The organism is Phormidium sp. CCY1219, from assembly GCF_035615515.1.
Lineage (GTDB): Bacteria > Cyanobacteriota > Cyanobacteriia > Cyanobacteriales > Laspinemataceae > CCY1219.
Map to the genome: position 1 here is coordinate 1 of NZ_JAJENT010000641.1, position 18,824 is coordinate 18,824.

Genomic DNA, 18,824 nt, shown 5'->3' on the forward strand with positions numbered 1-18,824 from the left:
AATCGAAGCCAAAGGACATGGTACGCGGCAAATGTGTCGCACGGATAAGTTTGGATTTCCCAAGCGCTACGTGCCGCTATTCAAGTTCGTTAAAGGCTTTCAAACCGGGGATGGGGAGAACTCCTCCCTACGCATAAATGACGAGGGTTTCCGTTCTCCCCTTTACCAACCCTAATTTCTGATGAAGAAAACGCCACCGCTTGTGTCGGTTGTGGCGCTCAACTGCTCCTCAAAGAGCGCTATCGACCGATTCGATTGTTGGGCCAGGGCGGATTTGCCCGCACCTTTGTAGCCCGCGATCGCGATCGCCTCAATACCCCCTGCGTTATCAAACAATTTTTACCCGCTTTTCACGGACAGGCCGCACTGCAAAAAGCCACCACATTATTCCAACAAGAAGCCTACCGTTTGTATCAGTTGGGAAAACATCCGCAAATCCTCGACTTAATGGCTTATTTCAAACGGGATAACTCCCTTTATTTAATCCAAGATTTTGTCAAAGGTCAGAATTTATTCCAAGAATTCCAACAACAAGGCGCATTTAGCGAAGAGAAAATTTGGGATCTATTAGGGCAATTGCTGCCGGTTCTACAGTTCATTCACGACGCTGCTGTTATCCACCGCGATATTAAACCCCACAATATTCTGCGCGATTTAGATGAAAAATTAGTGCTGATTGATTTCGGCGTTTCCAAACAGTTGACGGGAAGCACCTTGACTCAACGGGGAACCGTTACCGGCACCCCCGGATATGCCCCCCTCGAACAACTACGCGGGCAAGTTTATCCCGCCAGCGACCTTTACAGTTTGGGGGTCACTTGCATTCGCTTGCTCAGTGGATGCTTCCTCGCCGCCGATGGCACTGACGAACTTTATGACCCGTTAGAAGGAGTTTGGGTGTGGGAAAATAAGCTCGCTGAAGGAGGAAAAAAGCTCAGCGATCGCCTCCGTCATATTTTAAATTGCTTGTTGCAAGAACCCGTTAAATCTCGCTATCAATCCGCCGCCGAAGTATTGGAAGTGTTACGCGATCGCCCGCTGGTTTTCTCCTCAGAAAATGCCTCCCCCGCCGAATCTCTTCCCTTGGAAAGCGAGGTGGGGGCCGACTATCGCCGATTGCGGGATTATTTAGCGGCGGGGGAATGGCAAAAGGGCGATCGGGAAACCACCGCCATCATGTTACGGGTGGCGGATCGGGAAAATCCCGGCTGGTTCGATAAGAAAAGTTTAGAACAATTTCCCGCTACCGATTTAAAAACTATCGATAGATTGTGGCTGATTTATAGTAATGGCAAATTTGGCTTTAGCGTGCAAAAGCGAATTTGGAAAAGCATTCAACAGAAAAACTCGCTTGATACCACAGCCGTGAAACGGTTTGCAGAAAAAATCGGCTGGCGGGTGGAGAATCAATGGGTTTATTATCAGAATGTTTGGTTTTCTACCGATGCTCCAGACGGTCATTTACCCTTACATTTTACCGCCCGTTGGGGGTCGGGATTTCAGGTGTGTTGCGGTTGGGCGATCGATACCTTAAGCGCCTTGCTCGCCCGGGAAGAATTGGCAAACAAACCGTAGGGTGCGTCACCCCCGCCCCTGCATCTGCGGGACCATCAACCCATTCCCTGCGGGGGTGACGCACCGAGACTCAAGGAGGCGGAGCCTCAAGCGCGACGTTCCCAGGCGGGAGCCTGGGAACGAGTCATACCCACGGTGACGCACCGAGACTCAAGGAGGCGGAGCCTCAAGATTAACGTTCCCAGGCGGGAGCCTGGGAACGAGTCATAGGTGCGAGGCAAAGACATTTATGCCGCAACCAATTCTTTGTCGGCTGCTTGCGCCCATTGGGTGTAATCTAACAACAATTGTTGCATCAATCCTTGTTTCATTTTTAGCAGCACGCTGCCGAGTAAGTTATTTCCGGTGTTTTGTACCATCGATTTTGGCATCATGGTAAACGGGGGCGGGAGATAAATTTTTAATCCTAATTCCGCACCGCCTTGCAGATAGCTTTTTGCGCCACTGCTGACTGGCTGCATGGTGCCGCTTAAGTTCAATTGAAAGTGTTCGTTAATGGTTTCAATTCCGCGCAATTCACAGGCGACGGATTTTAAATGAATGGTGCCATCGGCATCGGCCCATATTTTCATGTCCACTGTAGGCTCTATCTTGAGCATAAAAAACTTCAATGGACGCATTCTCAGCCGATAGCAATCGTCGGTTAACTGTTGGATCCGACTGGAATCCCCGATCGCCTTGACAATTCGTTCCGGTTGGCGTAGGTAATGCTCGATCGCCACGGGCTGTTCGGGTACGGCAAGCTGAACCGATTGTTTTGCAACAAAATGATGGTACATAGGAGGATGCTCTATCGGGGGATGTGAAACAAAGTTGAGTAAACCTTACAGTAGTTTACAGTTCTTTGCAATATTTTCAGATTCACTGGATTATTATTTTAAGTTTTGTAAAGCGATATGACAACTGTATCGCCTCTTCGGGGGAAACGGGGAGTAAAGTCCCCGTCAGTCTTTACCGCATAGCGCGGGCGCGACCCCACGGGGGTATCACACCGTGGGGGTATTGGGTGAAAACACCTGCCCTCGGTGTCCCAAGGATACTTCGGTTTCCCCGGAGGCCCACTGGTGATAATCGGACAACAGGTGGTGCATCAATCGTTGCTTAATCGTCATTAGCACGCTTTTGAGCAACCCATTGCCGGTGGTTTCTAGGAGGGGTTTGGGAGTCATCCACAACGGTGGCGGGAGTTCTACTTCTACGGTTAAATCGGCTTTTCCTTTTAAATAGGTGACGCCATCCACTTCCACTGGGGAGAGTTTTCCGACTAAATCTAAGGAAAATCGGCGATCGATGTACTCCACTCCCCGAATTTCGCACCCCACCGAGACTAAGTTCACCGTTCCATCGGGTTTGGCCCATACTCGTAAATCTACGGTGGGCTGAAATTTCAGCATCAAAAATTCTTTCGGGCGCATTTTCAGTTTGTAGCGCTGTTTGCTCAGTTGTTCTATCCTATTGGGATCCACGAGGGCACTCACCAACCGTTGCGGTTGACGCAGATAGTGCTGAATCGGTACCGGTTCTTCTGGAACGGCGAGTTCTACGGATTGGGAGGCAAAAAATCGGGTCTGCATGAGGTAGGAACCAAATTCTACTTATCTGTCCATTATGTTAACAATTATTACAAGATTTAACAATTTGTAATAATTCGGGTCAGCCCTGTCAAACTGGCACCTTTGGCGGGGCAAGACGGTCAATGTCACCCAGGCGGGTGGGATTGGAGATTTAACTTTCTCATAATCCTACTGCATTCCTGAGAAAATTGAGAACAATCGTTTAAAAAATAAGCAATTCTCAATGGGGGTGAGAGATGCTATTGCGCTGTGGCGCGAGTTTTGCTTGGATCGGTGATGAGCGATCGCTCCCCTTTGTGCAGAACAAATACCACGAGGAATACTAACCATGACTGTCTCGATCGCATATTTGGGACCAGCCGGCACCAATACTGAAGCTGCTGCTCTCGCTTATATGAACTTGCTACAGCAACAGTCTGAGCAAAAATGCTTATTATGTCCTTATCCCAGTGTGGCTCAAACCATTCGCGCGGTGGCGAAAGGAGAGGTAAAACTGGCTATTGTCCCGGTGGAAAATTCCCTGGAAGGAAGCGTCCCCGTTACCCTGGATACCCTCTGGCAAGTCACCACGGTGCAAATTCAAAAAGCCTTAGTTTTGCCAATTTCTCATGCCCTGATTTCTACCGTTAAAACCCTGGAAGAAATTAAAACGGTTTATTCTCATCCCCAAGCTTTGGCGCAGTGTCAAGAGTGGATGGAACAGTATTTGGGAAACGTGCAATTGGTGCCGACGAATTCTACCACTGAGGCGGTGAATCAGTTGGAAAAAGATGAGTTGGCTGGGGCGATCGCCTCTCAACGCGCCGCCGAACTTTATCAAGTGCCAATTCTGGCTTTTCCCATTAACGATCGCCCGGAAAATTACACCAAATTTTGGGCGGTGAGTCTGGACAATTCTCCGGGCGGAAGTCATACGTCTCTCGGGTTTAGCGTCCCCGCAAATGTTCCCGGTGCCCTGGCAAAACCGTTACAATTAATGGCCACTCGCTCGATTAACTTAAGTCGCATCGAATCTCGCCCGACGAAGCGTTCTCTCGGCGAGTATCTGTTCTTTATCGATTTAGAATGCGACTGGCGCGATACTTCGGTGAAATCGGCTTTGCAAGAATTAAGCAGTTACACGGAAACGTTGAAAATTTTTGGCAGTTACGATGGAGTTACTGTGAAACCGGATTGAGGTGTTTTTTGTCAATTTTAGCGTTTTGTTGGGTTGATTTGGAGAACCCTGCTATGATGCCAAACTAATAAATTTGTTGGAATTTGGGTAAGAGAAACCGGGTCTCAGTATTTTATGGGGGTTTCAGGATAACATTTTGGGTAAAGAAATCTGGTTTATGATTGCGATTCGTTGCCCTTGGCGACGATGCAGGTTTCGTCGGTTTCTGGTTCAGAGTTTTGCTGCTGCGGGCAGAAGAGACAACCCCGGTTTGTCATTTAATGCATAAATCCGCTGTCTGGTTTGCTGTCTCCAAAACCGCAAAGCAGGATTTTTAAACACTTAGGCAAAATAATTTACAGGTTTTCGTTGAACTGGTTCCCAGACGAGTGTAGAGGCACCCTACTAGAACTACCGCCTCCCCCTCAATACATGTGCGGTGGAGGTACGCTTGCTTAATGTCACTCTCCTGCATGGGAGGAAAATCCATTGCTGGGAAAAATCACTCCATGCGAATCGAATCGGGGAATCTTAAATTTTCTGGAAAAAGCAGCGATCGCAGTGGATCTTGGCTTAAGATGCAAAAATATTCCCTGTAAGTCCCATTTATCGGCAGAAGGGGGGCAAAGAAAAAACCCGATCGAGGATGCGATCGGGTGTTTGGGGTGTGAGGAGTGAACATGTTTCTCTCAATTAAAAGAATAGGAACCCGATATGACGCTGGTTTGACTTTTCTGTGACAAAGATGTGTCATTTTCTCGAACCGGGAGAATTTTCCCGGAGAATGAGCATTTTTACAGGGTCAAACGGTGTAAATTCCGGGCGTTTTGATTGACTATCCCCCTTTTGCCCGCCCGAAACTTCCCCGATAAACACTCACCCCCGCGATCGCCGATGTTTTAACTGCGGCGATCGCGGGGGTTGGGGAGGGCGAGGGATAAAATGCTGAGGCGCATTTGTGATTATGCACAAATGTGGGTAGGGGCGATCGCTTCCCCCCTACGACCTCAATCTACAGAAAAATTCTCGGGTTTTCAATTTCCCAATCAATACCAATCGAAATGCAGTGAATTTTTAGGGTGCGATCGATTTCCCCTTTGCGGCAAATATTCGATGCCGATTTATTGAATTTAGCGAATACTAATGGGGTTGCTGCTGATAGGCTGTTCTCTGGAAATAGAAGCGCAAAAAGAAGCGATCGCATTCGAGAGTTGCCATTTCAGACTATATATATGGCGGCACATTTTCCCATAATAAAAAACATAGCACGTTTCGCCAGAATAGTCAAGGTTTTTGCAAGAAAAAAGGAGAAAATAGCAGGGTATGCATTGCCCCATGTCCTAAATTGAGCCAATTTGTAGGACTGACAATTTCCACTATTTACTAAATTTATATCGACTTGCAAGCCATTGCCTCAGTTCTAATATCAAGCGGATAAGAAACCGAATTGCTTTATTTAGAGGGAAGAAAACCGGGTTGTAACTGCGACTGAGGTATTGATTTTTTTAATGAAGCGGGTTGATTATTTTACTTTCCCCCCCTATCTGTAGGAGAGGTTAAAAAACAAAGATGAATGGATCGTTTCAAGGAATTCCGGGATTGCCAGATTTAACCCATCCGAATGAGTTGATAGAATTCGGTGGCCAAGTGCTGAAGATATCCGTCACGCTGGTTATGTTGGTGGTGGGGTTGGGAATTGCGATCGCGGTGTTAAATTGGTCTACCCAGGGCAGAGAAGAGGGGCGATCGCTGGTAGAAGCTGGATTGACTGGGTATTTGCGATCGCTGCAAATCCTACCGCATTTTGCCTTAGTGCTGACCTTGTTGGTGGGGGGATTTTTTTTATGTTCCACGTTAGCGAATCGGTATCATCACTGGGAGCAAGGGCGGATCCAGGAGGTGGCGGCAATTGTATCCGGCGATCGCCTAGAACAAGCCGCGCCGCAAATCCGCTATGTAGTAGAAGAAACCTACACCTACGATCGCTGGGTGGATGGGGAACCGGTGAAAGTGGAAGATACGCGAGAGGTGAATCGATATTTAGCGATCGCCGCCTCGCAAATTGACGTCACCCTCAACCAAGCCACCGATCCGAGTAATGAAAAAGCCATTTATCTCTCCGATTTCGAGGCGGAATATGAAGTCATCAATCGATTGAACGAGAAAGAAGACTTTTTCTTTGAATTCCGGCCCCCTTACGGCTATTCCCTGCTGCAAAATTTCCACATCGAGCGGGATGGAAGGCGCTTAGTACAGGTGAACCCGGGGGATTATGGCTTTCCCTTTTCCCTAGAAGCGGGAGAAGCCACCCGGTTTCGCGTCTGGTATCAAGCCCAAGGGGGACCGAGGTGGGTTTACGATGCGGGGGGCAAGTCGGTGTCAAAATTCCAGTTAACCGTGCTGGCGAATTTCGATCGGGCAGAGTTTGCCAGTGGTATCGTGCCCACGGAGCGCAAATTGGAAAGAGAGGGTACCCGGTTTAGTTGGGTTTTTGAGGAAAATGTGTCGGTGCGGAATCCGTTTGGGGTATTTACGGCAACGGATCCGGTGCGGAATACGGGGGTGTTGCCGCGTTTGCTGTTGTTAGCACCGGGAATATTTTTGTGGTGGATAATGCTGTTGTATTTATCCGTGCCGATGCGGTTATCAGATGTGGCGATCGCGGCAGGGATTTTCTTTGCTTGCTTGCTGAGTTTAACCTATTTTAGTCGCTTGATGGATGTGAAGCTCGCCTGGATGTTGGTGTTTCCGGTCTTGTTGGGATTGGTGTGGGGGTTGGGGAAAAACAGGCAAGCGGGGTTGGCGGTTTTGCTCAGCACGATCGCCGGGGCGGTTTTGCCGGTGTTGGGATTGATTGTCAGCTATAGCGGTTTTACCCTGTCTCTGGCGGCATTGCTGTCGGTGGCGTGGTTGGGGGTGCGCCACTGGTATGGGTGGAGGGTCATCCGGTAAAAGAGAGGGGAAGGGCAGGCACGGTTGGGTGCGCGGCCCGCTTGGCGATCGGCGAATTCTCCCACTGATGGGGTTGGGGGGGGTCACGCACCAAGCGCGTCATACCCAATCCGGCGGATAAGGGTGTGAAAGAGCTGGGGAGTGCTAGTGGCCCCGCTTTTCCATAGCTGTATCAGCCGGAGTCTGGGTTATGGGTTAATCTTCATTGAGGGTATCTTTGAGGACAGTGCGTGCCGCGAGATGAGAACGAGTGGAGGAGAGGATTTCGGCTTCTCTTTCCAGTCGCGTGGCGGTATCGAGCATTTCGAGGAGGGCTTGTTGTTCGGAGGCGACGCCATAAAGGTTGCTTGCCACCCAATAGGACAACTCGATGGGGAGGTCGGGGATGTCTTCGGGAAGTTCGATTTCGCGGTCCATCAATTTTGCCGAGAGACGGACTACATCGCGGAGGAGTTCGTCTACGTCAGAGGCGAGGGGTTGGAGGTTTTGATCTGTGGGTCGATCTTCGATCCATTCGACTAAGCCGACGAGATAGGGTTTTTCGCGGACGTATTCTAAGACGCGAAATCGCTGTTGTCCCAAGGTGAGCATTTTCAGGCGATCGTCGGGCAAGCGGACGTATTGAAGGATTTCGGCACAACAGCCGATGGAGGCGGGTTGGCCTTGCACGGGATCCCACATGAGTACCCCAAATCTGCGATCGCTCTCCAGAATGGTGTTCATCATCATTCGGTAGCGAAATTCGAAGATATGCAGGGGTAGGGGTCTGCCGGGAAAGAGTACGACTTCCGGCAATGGAAATAGGGGGAGTTCTCGAACTGCGAGTGAGGAGGACGATGGCATTTTCCCTCAGGTAAAACGGTAACTGCGCTTCTTTACTTACTGTAGCGGATTTTTTTCGCAGCCATCTTCGCATGAGGGTATTGACAAGGGCAGTTTTTTATGGTAATGGAGGGGGGGAGTCGGTCGGATTTTGGTCAGAGTTATAAGAAATATTAATATGTTTTTCGGTTTTTCTTGCCGGGAAAAGCCGGAGAACGCCAGGGGCAAAGATGCTCGTGGATGCAGTTTGAGGGATGAGTTGATATCGCTCCAGTGATGAATCCAGAGGACACAACACTGCACTGGGGTATCTTTTGCCTGCGGCTTTCCGGCTTGTTCGGGATTGGTGGGGTTTCCGGGGAATGAGGGGGGAACCCAATGGGGTTGCTTAGAGTTTGACCTCGATATCCACCCCCGCCGGCAGGTCGAGTTTCATCAGGGCATCAATGGTTTTGGAGGAGGGTTGGTAAATGTCGATAATCCGGCGGTGGGTGCGGGTTTCAAAGTGTTCGCGAGAATCTTTATCCACGTGGGGAGAGCGCAGAACGCAGTAGATCCGGCGCTTGGTGGGTAAGGGAATCGGACCGATCGCTGTGGCGTTGGTGCGATTGGCGGTATCGACAATTTTTTCGCAGGAGGTGTCTAGGAGGGAGCGATCGAAGGCTTTGAGACGAATGCGAATTTTTTGCTGCTGCAGAGTTGCCATTGGATGTTTAGTTTTCTAGGTACAGTTTTGCAGTGGTGATTTGTCGGGGGTCAGGCGAGAGGGGTTAAGGATGAGCCATCCAGAACTTCGAGACCCGGGACAAATGAGTGGTTAGAGAGACAACAGGAGCAGAAAAGCAGGGTAATAAAAGGTTGCTTTTCTGCTCCCGAGTTAGAGCGATGTTGCCCGAGAGGCTAACGCGGTGCGGATGCTACTTGAGGATTTTGGAGACCACACCAGCGCCCACGGTGCGACCGCCTTCGCGGATAGCGAACCGCATTCCTTGTTCGATGGCGATCGGGTTGATCAGCTCAACGGTCATTTTGATCCGGTCTCCGGGCATGACCATTTCTGCGTCGCTGCCATCGTCAGCGGTGAAAGCGTTGATGGTGCCGGTCACGTCGGTGGTTCGCACGTAGAACTGAGGACGATAGCCGGGGAAGAAGGGAGTATGGCGTCCGCCTTCTTCTTTTTTGAGGATGTACACCTCAGATTCAAACTGGGTGTGAGGGGTAATCGAACCGGGTTTGGCAATTACCATTCCGCGCTCGACGTCATCCTTTTTCAGACCGCGAAGCAGCACGCCGACGTTATCGCCAGCCATCCCTTCGTCCAGGGTTTTTTGGAACATTTCCACACCGGTCACGGTGGTGCTGCGGGTGTCTTTGATGCCCACCAGTTCGACGGTTTCGCCCACTTTGACCTTGCCGCGCTCGATCCGGCCCGTGGCCACAGTACCCCGACCGGAAATCGAGAACACGTCTTCAACGGCCATCAGGAAGGGTTTATCCACAGCCCGTTCGGGAGTGGGGATGTAGGCATCCACCTCATCCATCAGTTGATAGATTTTATCCACCCACTCATTGTCACCCTTGGAGATATTCGGGTTAGAGGTGAGGGCTTCGAGGGCGTTGAGAGCCGAACCGGAAACGATGGGGATATCGTCGCCCGGGAAATCGTATTCGGTCAGCAATTCGCGAACTTCGAGTTCTACGAGTTCTAAGAGTTCTTCATCGTCCACTTGGTCTTGCTTGTTCAAGAAGACAACGATATTGGGAACCCCGACCTGCTTGGCCAGCAGGAGGTGTTCGCGGGTTTGGGGCATCGGACCGTCTGCCGCAGAGACCACCAGGATTGCGCCATCCATCTGAGCTGCCCCAGTAATCATGTTTTTCACGTAGTCAGCGTGACCGGGGCAATCCACGTGGGCGTAGTGACGATCGGCGGTTTGATACTCAACGTGAGCCGTGTTGATGGTAATCCCCCGTGCTTTTTCTTCGGGAGCCGCATCGATTTCTTCGTATTTTTTCGCTGTGGCGTTTCCACCAGCGGCGAGGGTCAGCGTAATTGCTGCAGTTAACGTGGTCTTGCCGTGGTCAACGTGACCAATCGTACCGATGTTGACGTGGGGTTTATTCCGTTCGAACTTTGCGCGTGCCATGTACTTTTTGTTCCTTTTTCCGTTGTCAGTTGTCAGTTGTCAGTTGTCAGTTGTCAGCGATCGGGTGCTACTGACCACTGACAACTTTTGTCTGACTAATAATTATGCGTTCCCTTTGCTTTTGGCAATAATGGGTTCAGCCACGTTGCGAGGTACCTCTTCGTAGTGGCTGAACTCCATCGAAAAGATCCCTCGGCCTTGGGTCTTCGACCGGATATCCGTGGCGTAGCCAAACATTTCTGCCAATGGAACATGAGCAGTGACTTTGGCAATTCCTTCTTCAGAGTCCATGCCTTCGATTTGCCCACGGCGGGAATTGAGGTCGCCCATAATGTCTCCGAGGAAGTTCTCGGGTACTTCTACCTCAACTTTCATCATCGGTTCTAACAGAACCGGTGAGGCTTTCATCACTCCTTCTTTCATGGCCATCGATCCGGCGATCTTAAAGGCCATTTCAGAGGAGTCAACGTCATGGTAGGAACCATCTACCAATGTTACCTTGACATCGATCAGCGGGTACCCAGCCAAAATGCCGGATTCGCAGGCTTCTCTCATGCCTTCCTCGGCGGAAGGAATGTATTCTTTGGGCACTGCCCCACCGACGATTTTGGAGACGAACTCAAAGCCGGTGCCTGACTCTGCAGGTTCGAGTTCGATGACGACGTGGCCGTACTGACCTTTACCGCCACTTTGACGGATGAATTTCCCTTCACACTGAATCGTTTTGCGAATCGTTTCGCGGTAAGCCACTTGGGGCGCACCCACGTTGGCTTCCACCTTAAACTCCCGCAACATGCGATCGACGAGAATTTCCAGGTGCAGTTCGCCCATGCCGGCAATCACGGTTTGATTGGTTTCTGGATCGAGACTGACCCGGAAGGTGGGGTCTTCCTGTGCCAGGGATTGCAGAGCTTTGGAGAGCTTCTCCATGTCCTGCTTGGTCTTGGGTTCCACGGCTACGGAGATCACCGGTTCGGGGATATAGAGGGACTCGAGAATCACGGGATCGTCGCCATCGCAGATCGTATCTCCGGTGAAGGTGTCTTTCAGCCCGATCGCCGCCCCGAGATCTCCGGCTCGCAGTTCATCTACTTCAATCCGTTCGTCTGCTTTAAGAACGATCAAGCGCGAAATTCGTTCTTTCTTGTCCTTGGTGGAATTATAGACATAGCTGCCTTTCTTCACGATGCCGGAGTAGACCCGCAAGAAGGTCAAACGACCGTAGGGATCCGACATGATTTTAAAGGCCAGGGCAGACATCGGTCCGTCGTCATCGGCTTTGCGAACTGTGGGTTCGCCGTTTTCCAGAGTACCCTGAATTGGCGGCACTTCAATCGGTGCGGGCAGATAATCCACTACGGCATCTAACAACAGCTGTACGCCTTTGTTTTTGAATGCAGAACCGCACAACAGCGGCACGATTTTGCCCTCCAGGGTGCCTTGACGCAGAGCGCTGAGGATTTCCTCTTCGCTGAATTCTTCACCTTCTAAGTATTTTTCGGTGAGTTCGTCACTGGTTTCCGCTACGGACTCGATCAGCTTGCTGCGATACTCTAGGGCCAATTCCATCATGTCTTCAGGAATTTCTGTATCCTGCATGTCGGTGCCCAGGTCGTTGGTGAAGAGGCGTGCTTGCATTTTCACCAAATCCACCAGTCCAGTGAAGTTGTCTTCACTGCCAATCGGAAGCTGGATGGGGACGGCGTTCGCCCGCAGGCGATCGCGTAGCTGGTTGTAAACCTTGTAGAAGTTCGCCCCGGTTCGATCCATCTTGTTCACGAAGGCGAGGCGCGGTACCCTATAGCGATCGGCTTGCCGCCACACGGTTTCTGATTGCGGCTGAACCCCACCCACAGAACAGAACACCGCAATCACTCCATCCAGGACGCGCATGGAACGTTCCACTTCAATGGTGAAGTCTACGTGACCCGGGGTATCGATAATGTTAATCTGGTGTTCTCTCCAGTTGGTACTGATAGCAGCGGCTGTAATGGTAATGCCCCGCTCTCTTTCTTGACTCATCCAATCGGTGACGGTATTTCCTTCGTGAACCTCACCGAGTTTGTGTACCACCCCGGAGTAAAACAGAATCCGTTCTGTGGTTGTGGTTTTACCCGCATCAATGTGGGCTGCGATTCCGATATTTCGCACTTTTTTAAGCGGGACAGTACGTGCCACAGCTACCTCCTTTTGTTTTGCAGCAAGTCGTGCGTGCTTTTTACAGCGAGTGATGTGTTTCCGCCGATCCCAAGGGATACCAGGGCGATCGACTTCTTTGGTAAAGGTTATCTCTGGCTAATTCCAGACACCTGCTTCGGATTTCCTAGCTCCCACAACCGCTTGAGTCTCGCGAACTCGAGAACACACCATTCCTGATAGGTCGTGGTTTGCACTCAGCCCCTTCTCGACTTGCGGAAGGATGTTGACTGCTTCGCTCTAGGCTTTTTAACGTCCTAGCAAGCTGTTGAAGCCACCCATTTCCTAGGACAATCCACATGAATCGGCCTGCCCAGGGGCAGACGGCTGTGGACTGCTGCTTCTCCGTTACATTTTAATATTTTTTGCAAAACTTGTTTACATTTTACACCCGTTTCTCAAAAGAAACGGGTTGTCCTACGAATTAGTACCGATAGTGGGCAAATGCCTTATTGGCTTCTGCCATCCGGTGGGTTTCTTCGCGCTTGCGAATTGCACTGCCGGTTTCGTTGGCTGCATCCATCAGTTCATTCGCAAGTTTCACCGCCATCGTGCGACCGGATCTGGCTCTACAATACTGGATAATCCACCGCAGTGCCAGAGCCGTTCCGCGATCGGAGCGGACTTCCATCGGCACCTGATAGGTTGCACCACCCACCCGGCGTCCTTTCACTTCCACTAAAGGCGTAACGTTTCTAACTGCTTGTTCGAACAATTCCAGAGGTTCGGCTCCAGTCCTTTCCTCAATTGTTTTCATGGCGTCATAGACAATGCGGGAGGCTAGGGATTTTTTGCCACTCTCCATTACGCGCCGCACCATCATGCTAACCAGGCGGCTATTATAAACTGGATCCGGAGGAATTGGACGTTTTTGACTACCACTGCGACGAGACATAGTAAATTTTCACCGAAACTATTGTGGAATTCTTGTTCAAATAATATCGTCAATTGACCCCCTACCCAAACTTTTTGCACCAGAAGCACTGGCCTTCTTGTCTGAGTAGAAGGCTCGACAATTTCTTTAGCTCCCCGTTCAGGGTGACGGCTCTTGCTACAGCTCGGTCACTTCCCGATCCTGTCCAAGGAGCGTTTGGGTTGCACTGGCTCACTGCCAACAGCCCTTTTCAGGCCGTTTTTGGCGATCGCCATTGGCTCTAGGAGTGCAAACCCCTGGCTGCTTGTGCTTTTCACCCGCGCGAGCCGTTTTTGCGATCGCATCTAGGCTTTCCACCTCGATCGCTCGCCTTTTTCTCGATGAACTCAGCTTTTCTTCGCTGCCTGTCTGCTGCTTGGGAATTTCTTCCCCTTTTGCAGCTCGGCTTTTCACGGTATGTCGATCGCGCCCAAGTCGTTCGCCCCTTTGAGGTCATCATACTCGATCGCATCGAGCGGCTGAATTAAACCGGGTCTCCCCTGGCTAACAGCGATCGCTTTTCTACCCGCTGTCTTCTCAAGACCCCTTCACTTGGCTGACTCTTTTCCGAGCCGAGCGGCTCGGATGAAGCTGCAGAATTCTCCTCTGCTTACCTTCCCAGATTCCAGCGCGATCGTCACCCACACTGCGTTAAGTCCGATTTTGAACTCACCAGTCCATCGCGGCGATTTTTACCTTGGAGGTATTGTACCGATTTGCGCATTAACAGCGCTCATCCGTTTGGATGAAATCCTGGTACATCGAAACCCTGCAAAGATTGATTCGGACAGTCGCCTCTGTTTCCGCCTGCTGCGAAATCCACTGCAATAATCCGGCGGATTTTCGCCACCTTGTTTGGCGGTAAGCGGTCATTGCCACTCTAGGCGTCGGGGGTGTTTTTTTCACATGAACCCTTCGGGTCGGAATTCTACTGAAAAACGAATCTACTCCCTTATCCTGTCTCTATCTCCTTGCTTCGCTTCTCCTCTTATTTAGCAATTGAGTCGTTATTTAGGACGCTTCGCCCCATATTTAGAACGACCTTGACGGCGATCCTTCACCCCCGCCGTGTCTAAGGTACCGCGAATGATGTGGTAACGAACGCCAGGTAAATCCTTCACCCGACCTCCCCGGATCATCACCACGGAGTGTTCTTGTAGGTTATGACCGATTCCCGGGATGTAGGCTGTCACTTCAAATCCAGAAGTCAAGCGAACCCGCGCTACTTTTCTCAGAGCTGAGTTTGGCTTTTTCGGCGTTGTGGTATAAACTCTCGTGCAAACTCCACGACGCTGAGGACAACTCTTTAGAGCTGGCGACTTGGTTTTCTTCTTGATTTTATGGCGTTCACTACGGATGAGTTGCTGAATAGTGGGCATGAGTTACAGGGTATCCAAGTTTTTGTGTGGGCAACTTTACAACAATCTATAACTATATCGGATCGGCAGGGGTTGTGTCAATTTTTTTGGTAAAAAAAGACAAAGCGCCGACGCTTTGGGCTGAGGCAGGGGCGATCGCATCGCTGCTAGAGTGCCCCTAGACAACCTCGGCTAGACATGGGAGGCATGGGAGGAAGCATCTTCGCGGTAGAAGGAGTTTCCACAACTACAGGTCTCGGTGGCATTGGGGTTATGAAAGCGGAACCCGCCCCCCATCAAATCCTCAGAATAATCTAAGCTCAGATCGCTTAGGTACTCCAAGTTTTGCCGTTCGATCGCCACTTTAATCCCATTGCACTCGTAAATCACATCCTCCGGTTTTGAGTCGGCGTCAAACTCCATCGTGTAGTACAACCCAGAACAGCCGCCGGTCTGAACCCCCAACCTTAACAATAAACCCTCTGGGTTTTCCCGTTTGTGCTTGAGACGGTTGACTTCGACAGATGCAGCTTGGCTCAGAGTAATCATGGTCTTTTGGCTGTGGCTGACTCAGCTCGCACGGCGATCGCTATTCTATCGCGTTATCGCCCTAAAGGAGTGCCCTCCCCTAAAAAATAACAACCGATTGGCTTCCCCATTGAGACGCCAACCCTGAACCCGCAATACGCGCCATCAAGCTTCCCAGCAAAAATCGCCCCCAGATGTGCCTGTGGAGGCGATCTAGATTCTTTTCGCAATTGTTGCTACGTATAGGGCGCTTTGCCTGCAATCCCAAAGCTTGCTTGACTTTGCTAAACCCTAGGGTTTATTTTTTTGCCCGGGCATAGTCGTCTTGAAAGCGCACGATATCATTTTCGCCCAAATATTCTCCATTTTGAACTTCAATCAAAATCAGGGGAATCACGCCGGGATTTTCCAGACGATGATTCGTACACTGGGGCACGTAAGTAGACTGATTGCTCGTCAGCATTTCTTCGCGATCGCCGCAAACCACTTTTGCCGTTCCCGCCACCACGATCCAATGCTCGCTGCGGTGGTGGTGCATTTGCAAGCTGAGGCGGTGTCCCGGTTTGACTTCAATCCGCTTAATCTTATAGCCTTTTGCATCTTCGAGCACCGTGAAAGAACCCCAAGGACGTAATTCTGTAGAGGCAACGGTGGGTAATTCTGGCGTTTCAGTTGTGGCAGAAACTGGCAGAACTTCTTGAGGATTAGCCATAACTTTATCTCCGTAAACTTACATGAATGCTCCTCCACCTGCTACGCGAGGTGGTAGTGTCTTGATGAGAAGGGCTTATCCCTCCCACAGGCGGCATTCTCGCCACTGGTCAATCTTTTATCGGCAAAGCCCCTCGGGGGTTTTCCCGGCTAAAATTTTTGAAAAGTGTTCTCTACCCTATTTTTGATCGCTGTATCCGGATGATTTCCCCCCTAACCATCTCGGTTTTGGGTGAAGATAGGTTGCCGAAAACTGCACCGGGGAGAGGGATAGTTCGAGAAAATTGGCAAAATTCGGCAATATCTCTTACTAACCCCTACGATAACAGGGGATTTCACCCCCGTCATCTCTCAACTGACGGATGCAAGGCATCTATACCAACTCTTTACTTCATAACCGAGTGCTTTAAACAAACTTTAAAGTTTGCCCGCATCTGCAGCAGGATCCTCGATAAAAATTCCCAGGCCATTGTGAACCCGGGGGACGATCCGAGGCGGATGTTCTAAGAGTTGACCGCCGAGGTAAAGGGTGGTGGAACCACCGCCATCCAAATTGAGGGCGTCAATTGCGCCGAGTTGTTCCATGATGCTTGCCATTTCGGTCAATGTGGGTCCGGGACCATCGATGCGGTTGTGAACCGTAGCTATGACCAGGGTTCCCCGTTCGGTCTTGCCGATCGCGCTGCGGCTGGCTTTTCCTCGGGAAAAGTTCTCGTTAAATTGCTCCCCTGTAGCGTCCAAGACCATTAGTCCATGTCGCAATAACACCGGTCCTGCACCTAAAATATGGGGATACACGCTCAGATATCTCGGATCTGTGGCCCATTCGACGCGCAGGGAAGAGCCTACCTCCAGTTTGCTAGCAGCAGATTGAAAGGCTCTGAGGGTTAACAGATAACCACTTTCAGGAATCTCAAAGGAGTTTTCACCGGCCATACCCCCAGACAAATGCTCGGTGACTTGTCCTCTTTCCACCACCACCACGATCTCGTTATCGATGAGGGGAGTGTAGCTCGACCCCCAATCTGGGGTGTAGCGAGAAATCCCGGCTTTCACGTAGCCGCTGTTGAGAAACTGCACCGGGAGACGTTCGCCGGTGTGGGTGATGACGGTTTCGACTAAACTCAACCGGGCGATCGCAAAACTGCCGACATCATTCCAAGCGATCGCCCCTCGGTCCAGAATCGGACTGGAAAACCACCAGCCATCTCGCCGAATCGCCCCCAACGGTAACTGATTGTTCCGATTAAAAAATCCGCCGTTAATCGCCACTGCTGCACCCGATGTTGTGGCAATTTCACTCAGGGGGGCAATTCCGTCGTTTGGGGAACTGACACTGATGGGTCGCAGGCTGATTCCTTGTTGGGTGGGATTGACTTCTAACCACACCACCGAAAAGCGATCGCTGCCCACTTCTATCCCTTGCTGTCGCCACCGGACTCCGGGAGCCCACGCAATATCTCGCTCTGGGATTTGATTCGATTGCAGGTCGATGGTTAATGCATAGCGGTCCTCGTGAGTCCACAGGCGGGGACGCCAAGAGAGCGGGATTTCAAATCTTACCGTGGTGCCTTCGCCCGGGTTCCCTTCAGTGGTCGCTGATTGGCAATTCTCGACAGTGAACCTGCCCCCACACTGGCCGTCGGTACAGTTAAGATCTTTGCTAGGGTTTCGAGAGTCTCTTTTCGCCCCGAAGAGGGTACAGAGCTGTTCTGAGGCGATCGCATCTAAGCGAATCGTCAATTGTTGCATCGGTTGGGTTGGTTCTGGGGTTTCGCCCACCACCCCATCGGGATTTGGGTCTTCTTGTGACGATGTGTCGATGCGAGTGGCGCTGACGCCGAATGCTGTGGGGCGATCGAGTTCGATAACCACTTTGGATCCCGCTTCGGGTTGATGTCGAATGCTTTGCACTCGAGCCGGTGGCGAGACAATGTTGAGGGTTTCTCCTTCTACGGTTATCTGCCATCCATGAATATCGGCTAACGGGGTAATATCGAGATAGCGCAACGGTCCGCGTCGGTGCGCGGGTAAAACGATCGGGTCTAATTTCGGATCGGAAAACCATCGCACGGGCTGGATGCTCGGGGAGTCGGTATTTAACAATTCGACGCCCATCTGTTCCATCAGATCCACATCGGCAATCCCTGTGAACCGGATCTTTTGCTCGCCATTGATTTGCCACTGCGTCCAATTCATGGCTAGGGGGCGATCGTTCCACATCACCCGGGTGCCCGATTGAATGGTATCGGCAGATGTGGATGATAGCTCGATATCCCTAGCATCAGAGGATTCCCAAAGTTTCGCTTCGGGTTGGGCGGCGGGTGAACCCACCGTCTGGGCGTTCAGTGGCCCTATGCTCCAGAGGACGACCAGGGGAATGCTTACCGCCGCTAACCACTGCAATTTTAACCATTCGAGCAGTTTCACTGTCAGTTTGCAACGCTCTAAGGATTGCTGATTTTTTAGGTGAGAATTGATTGACATTCTTCCCATTTTTGAGTTATAATTTAAAAACTTTATTTGTTTGGGGGAAAATACCGGCATTTCAGCCCAATCTCCGGAGGGTTTCAATCAATTGAACTCTGGGCGGTCAAGCCCTACTGCTCTGCTTGGTTTTACTGCATGACGAGCCAAGGGGCGGGTTCCCTTCTAAATATCAAGATATCTTGATGGGGGCGAAACAGACAGATCGATAATTCAACAATACTCAGACGCAGGCGATACAATAAGGGATTAGCCCGTCCGCGAGGGTTCAGCATAGAAAAAACTTAGATTGGCGCTGAGAGTTCCTCTTTCGTGCCGGGGGAGATTGTTACCGAGAATCGGCGTAAAGCCCCCGGATTTATCCGTGGGGATATAAGCCGAGCGACTGACCCACGGTTCCCCCAC

15 protein-coding genes are annotated in these 18,824 nt (G+C 50.9%); 3 read left to right on the plus strand and 12 right to left on the minus strand.

Going from position 1 to position 18,824, the window contains the following annotated elements; all coding sequences use genetic code 11:
• Positions 1 to 255 precede the first annotated feature (255 nt).
• On the plus strand, positions 256 to 1,575 hold the full coding sequence (locus LKK83_RS18275) for a serine/threonine-protein kinase (RefSeq protein ID WP_324632703.1): 1,320 nt from the start codon (positions 256 to 258) through the stop codon (positions 1,573 to 1,575).
• 227 nt (positions 1,576 to 1,802) lie between these two features.
• On the opposite strand, the gene LKK83_RS18280 is transcribed toward LKK83_RS18275, so the two are convergent.
• The gene (locus LKK83_RS18280) at positions 1,803 to 2,354 is read right to left on the minus strand and encodes a DUF1997 domain-containing protein (protein ID WP_324632704.1); all 552 of its coding nucleotides are present in this window, start codon (positions 2,352 to 2,354) and stop codon (positions 1,803 to 1,805) included.
• Positions 2,355 to 2,561: 207 nt separating this feature from the next.
• A complete protein-coding gene (locus LKK83_RS18285; protein ID WP_324632705.1) occupies positions 2,562 to 3,149 on the minus strand; it encodes a DUF1997 domain-containing protein in 588 nt (195 codons plus the stop codon).
• Between the two features lie 328 nt (positions 3,150 to 3,477).
• Here LKK83_RS18285 and pheA point away from each other — a divergent pair, with 328 nt between their 5' ends.
• Both pheA and LKK83_RS18295 read left to right on the plus strand, forming a co-directional pair.
• Positions 3,478 to 4,326, plus strand: a complete 849-nt coding sequence (gene pheA, locus LKK83_RS18290) for a prephenate dehydratase (RefSeq protein WP_324632706.1) — start codon at positions 3,478 to 3,480, stop codon at positions 4,324 to 4,326.
• A gap of 1,548 nt (positions 4,327 to 5,874) precedes the next feature.
• Positions 5,875 to 7,257 carry a hypothetical protein gene (locus LKK83_RS18295; protein ID WP_324632707.1) on the plus strand — a complete coding sequence of 461 codons (1,383 nt, stop codon included), beginning with the start codon at positions 5,875 to 5,877 and terminating at the stop codon, positions 7,255 to 7,257.
• A gap of 195 nt (positions 7,258 to 7,452) precedes the next feature.
• Here the strand turns inward: LKK83_RS18295 and LKK83_RS18300 are convergent, their stop codons facing one another.
• From LKK83_RS18300 to LKK83_RS18345, 10 genes are all read right to left on the minus strand, one after another.
• Positions 7,453 to 8,100 (minus strand): LON peptidase substrate-binding domain-containing protein, encoded by a 648-nt coding sequence (locus LKK83_RS18300; RefSeq protein WP_324632708.1) that lies wholly within the window; start codon positions 8,098 to 8,100, stop codon positions 7,453 to 7,455.
• A 367-nt stretch (positions 8,101 to 8,467) separates the two neighbouring features.
• Complete coding sequence (gene rpsJ, locus LKK83_RS18305; RefSeq protein ID WP_442957332.1) at positions 8,468 to 8,785, minus strand: 30S ribosomal protein S10; 318 nt, start codon at positions 8,783 to 8,785, stop codon at positions 8,468 to 8,470.
• A gap of 211 nt (positions 8,786 to 8,996) precedes the next feature.
• On the minus strand, positions 8,997 to 10,226 hold the full coding sequence (tuf, locus tag LKK83_RS18310; protein ID WP_324632710.1) for an elongation factor Tu: 1,230 nt from the start codon (positions 10,224 to 10,226) through the stop codon (positions 8,997 to 8,999).
• A 102-nt stretch (positions 10,227 to 10,328) separates the two neighbouring features.
• Complete coding sequence (gene fusA, locus LKK83_RS18315) at positions 10,329 to 12,404, minus strand: elongation factor G (protein ID WP_324632711.1); 2,076 nt, start codon at positions 12,402 to 12,404, stop codon at positions 10,329 to 10,331.
• A gap of 442 nt (positions 12,405 to 12,846) precedes the next feature.
• Entirely contained in the window at positions 12,847 to 13,317 is a 471-nt protein-coding gene (gene rpsG / locus LKK83_RS18320; RefSeq protein ID WP_324632712.1) for a 30S ribosomal protein S7, read from the minus strand.
• A gap of 210 nt (positions 13,318 to 13,527) precedes the next feature.
• Entirely contained in the window at positions 13,528 to 13,749 is a 222-nt protein-coding gene (locus tag LKK83_RS18325) for a hypothetical protein (RefSeq protein WP_324632713.1), read from the minus strand.
• A 593-nt stretch (positions 13,750 to 14,342) separates the two neighbouring features.
• Positions 14,343 to 14,714, minus strand: a complete 372-nt coding sequence (rpsL, locus tag LKK83_RS18330) for a 30S ribosomal protein S12 (protein ID WP_324632714.1) — start codon at positions 14,712 to 14,714, stop codon at positions 14,343 to 14,345.
• Positions 14,715 to 14,885: 171 nt separating this feature from the next.
• On the minus strand, positions 14,886 to 15,242 hold the full coding sequence (locus LKK83_RS18335; RefSeq protein WP_324632715.1) for a HesB/IscA family protein: 357 nt from the start codon (positions 15,240 to 15,242) through the stop codon (positions 14,886 to 14,888).
• A gap of 277 nt (positions 15,243 to 15,519) precedes the next feature.
• On the minus strand, positions 15,520 to 15,933 hold the full coding sequence (locus LKK83_RS18340) for a phosphomannose isomerase type II C-terminal cupin domain (RefSeq protein ID WP_324632716.1): 414 nt from the start codon (positions 15,931 to 15,933) through the stop codon (positions 15,520 to 15,522).
• 416 nt (positions 15,934 to 16,349) lie between these two features.
• Positions 16,350 to 18,419: a phosphodiester glycosidase family protein gene (locus tag LKK83_RS18345; RefSeq protein WP_324632717.1), complete on the minus strand. Its 2,070-nt coding sequence runs from the start codon at positions 18,417 to 18,419 to the stop codon at positions 16,350 to 16,352.
• Between the last annotated feature and the right edge of the window lie 405 nt (positions 18,420 to 18,824).

What these genes read in the sequence shown, in the direction of transcription:
- LKK83_RS18300 (WP_324632708.1), bottom strand. Translation starts at nt 8,100, where the DNA reads ATGCCATCGTCCTCCTCACTCGCAGTTCGAGAACTCCCCCTATTTCCA.
- rpsG (WP_324632712.1), bottom strand. Translation starts at nt 13,317, where the DNA reads ATGTCTCGTCGCAGTGGTAGTCAAAAACGTCCAATTCCTCCGGATCCA.
- LKK83_RS18345 (WP_324632717.1), bottom strand. Translation starts at nt 18,419, where the DNA reads ATGTCAATCAATTCTCACCTAAAAAATCAGCAATCCTTAGAGCGTTGC.
- tuf (WP_324632710.1), bottom strand. Translation starts at nt 10,226, where the DNA reads ATGGCACGCGCAAAGTTCGAACGGAATAAACCCCACGTCAACATCGGT.
- pheA (WP_324632706.1), top strand. Translation starts at nt 3,478, where the DNA reads ATGACTGTCTCGATCGCATATTTGGGACCAGCCGGCACCAATACTGAA.
- rpsJ (WP_442957332.1), bottom strand. Translation starts at nt 8,785, where the DNA reads ATGGCAACTCTGCAGCAGCAAAAAATTCGCATTCGTCTCAAAGCCTTC.
- LKK83_RS18285 (WP_324632705.1), bottom strand. Translation starts at nt 3,149, where the DNA reads ATGCAGACCCGATTTTTTGCCTCCCAATCCGTAGAACTCGCCGTTCCA.
- LKK83_RS18280 (WP_324632704.1), bottom strand. Translation starts at nt 2,354, where the DNA reads ATGTACCATCATTTTGTTGCAAAACAATCGGTTCAGCTTGCCGTACCC.
- rpsL (WP_324632714.1), bottom strand. Translation starts at nt 14,714, where the DNA reads ATGCCCACTATTCAGCAACTCATCCGTAGTGAACGCCATAAAATCAAG.
- LKK83_RS18335 (WP_324632715.1), bottom strand. Translation starts at nt 15,242, where the DNA reads ATGATTACTCTGAGCCAAGCTGCATCTGTCGAAGTCAACCGTCTCAAG.
- LKK83_RS18340 (WP_324632716.1), bottom strand. Translation starts at nt 15,933, where the DNA reads ATGGCTAATCCTCAAGAAGTTCTGCCAGTTTCTGCCACAACTGAAACG.
- LKK83_RS18295 (WP_324632707.1), top strand. Translation starts at nt 5,875, where the DNA reads ATGAATGGATCGTTTCAAGGAATTCCGGGATTGCCAGATTTAACCCAT.